Source organism: Synechococcus sp. R6-7 (assembly GCF_047461695.1).
GTDB lineage: Bacteria > Cyanobacteriota > Cyanobacteriia > Thermostichales > Thermostichaceae > Thermostichus.
The window spans coordinates 1-1,983 of the sequence record NZ_JANSHS010000223.1 but is presented as its reverse complement, the minus strand read 5'-3'; the positions used below and the strand labels follow the sequence as shown (position 1 = coordinate 1,983).

Sequence of the window (1,983 nt, the reverse complement as noted above, 5' to 3'; positions counted from 1 at the left end):
GGGTTTTGGGGGTTAGAGGCATGCTCCACGGTGCCGCCCCAGCGTTCCGCGCCGCTGCCACAACCACCACCTCCAGGCAAAGGGAGAGAGGAGCAATTGGGAAGTGTCTTAATCTAACTTGAAACGACTGTGACCCCGCTCTACTTCTCGGAGCTGAGCGCTGTCCCCACCTTCTCCATCAAGTCGTCCAGTTCGCTGTAGTCCGGCAGAGTCGTGTCGATGGCCTGCCCCTGACGCAACACCACCCGGTCATGCTGGGGACGGGAAAGCAGCTCATCAAAGCCACGTCCCTTGAACAGCACCAGATCTGCCGGCAAACCCACCCCAATTGGCCCTCGCTCGGTCAAGCCCATGATGCGGGCAGGGGTGGTGGTAATCGCCTGGGGCCAATCCCCATAGGGGGTATCCAGGTGCAAAATGCGGGTGGCCTCCCGGAACACCTCCAAGCCATCGTGATCCCCAAAGCCGTAGAAGGGATCCCGGCAATTATCGCTGGCTATCATCACCGGCACGCCCAAAGCCTTCAGCTCATGCAACAGCGTCACTCCCCGCCAGCGGGGGGTATGGCCGGGGTTACGGGCTTGCAAATATAGGTTACACATGGGCAGGCTGACCACGGCAATTCCCGCCTCTCTGACCAAGGCCATAGTCTTGTGGGCCACCTCCGGCGGTTGCACGGCCAGGCTACAGCAATGGCCACACACCACCTGATGGGGAAAATCGTTGCGCAAGGCCGCCGCTGCTACGTGTCTCAATGTGAGGGATCCCGGATCATCCGTCTCATCCGTATGAAAGTCCAGAGCCAAGCCCCGCTCCTTGGCCAGGGCAAACACCCGATCCAATTGCCGATCCAGTTCCGGCCCCATCGCCGCCACCCCACCCAGGATCCCGCCCACTTCCGCCACCTTGTCCGCCAGCTTTTCCCCTGCAGGGGTGAGAAAGGTATCCAAGCTCAGAAGCGTGACCGCCTGGAGTTCCAGCTTGCCCGCCCACTCTCGGCGCAACTGGACAAACACCTCCCAGTTGGCCCCCATAACTTGAGGGTTCTCACAGGCCAGATGGGTGCGCACTGCCTGGGATCCATGGGCATAGCTGCAGCGCAAACCAAAGCTGAAGCGACGGTAGAGATCCTCCCGAAACTGCTCCGGATCCCCGTCATAGGCTTGCTTCATCTTCACCCAATCTTCCTGGCCGGCCTGCCTCGCCCCGGCAAAGGTACCATCGGGATTGGGGGTGCGCGGCCACACATGTCCCTTGTCCAGGTGGGTATGGATGTCCACAAAACACGGCCACACTTGGCCCCGCCTTAGATCCACGCTGGGGATCCCCTGGGGCGGGATCCCTGTTGCCGCCTGGATTTGGCGGATCTGCCCCCCTTCGATTTCCAGATCCAGCAACACCAGGTTATCGCGGTTGGGAACAGCTCCTGGCACCGCCTCCTTCAGTATCGACAGGGGAACCTGAGCATTCAGCAGCCAGTAGTGGGCAACGCCGGGGATCTGCATGGCGGGCAACGAAAAAAGCAGCTCTCCATCGTAAAGGGATCCCGGCCTATCCAGATGAATCCAGTGCTACAGCGGCTAGGCAAACTGGCCCACCACCTGCATGGCAAAGCTGAGCAAAATGAAGGCCAACCAGGGGGAAAAGTCCAAGCCACCAATGGGGGGAATGATGCCGCGGAACAGGTTGAGATAGGGATCGGTGAGTTGGCTGAGCACCGACAGGATGGGGTTAGACCAGTTCAGTTGCGGGAACCAGCTCAGCAAAATCCGCACGATCAGCAGAGCATTGTAAATGACAATGAACTGGTAAAGGGAGCGGAACAGCAAAGACGCGGCAGTGCCGTAGACCAACCCCAGGGAGAGGCCGTCCACCCAAGCGAGAGGAGACAACAAGTGACTGAGCATCATGGTTGGGAAAAGTAGGGAAACAACTCGATCAACTCAACATCCATTAAGGTAAACTACCCGACCCTGACTGCTT

2 protein-coding genes are annotated in these 1,983 nt (G+C 59.4%); both read right to left on the bottom strand.

The features are described from left to right. Nucleotides 1-140 precede the first annotated feature (140 nt). Nucleotides 141-1,505: a cytosine deaminase gene (locus NW815_RS07355; protein ID WP_414390393.1), complete on the bottom strand. Its 1,365-nt coding sequence runs from the start codon at nucleotides 1,503-1,505 to the stop codon at nucleotides 141-143. 75 nt (nucleotides 1,506-1,580) lie between these two features. Beyond that, the gene (locus NW815_RS07350) at nucleotides 1,581-1,910 is read right to left on the bottom strand and encodes a YggT family protein (RefSeq protein WP_011432695.1); all 330 of its coding nucleotides are present in this window, start codon (nucleotides 1,908-1,910) and stop codon (nucleotides 1,581-1,583) included. Nucleotides 1,911-1,983 lie beyond the last annotated feature (73 nt).

Excerpts from the sequence above, each read along its gene's own strand:
- NW815_RS07355 (WP_414390393.1), bottom strand. The coding sequence starts at position 1,505 with ATGCAGATCCCCGGCGTTGCCCACTACTGGCTGCTGAATGCTCAGGTT.
- NW815_RS07350 (WP_011432695.1), bottom strand. The coding sequence starts at position 1,910 with ATGATGCTCAGTCACTTGTTGTCTCCTCTCGCTTGGGTGGACGGCCTC.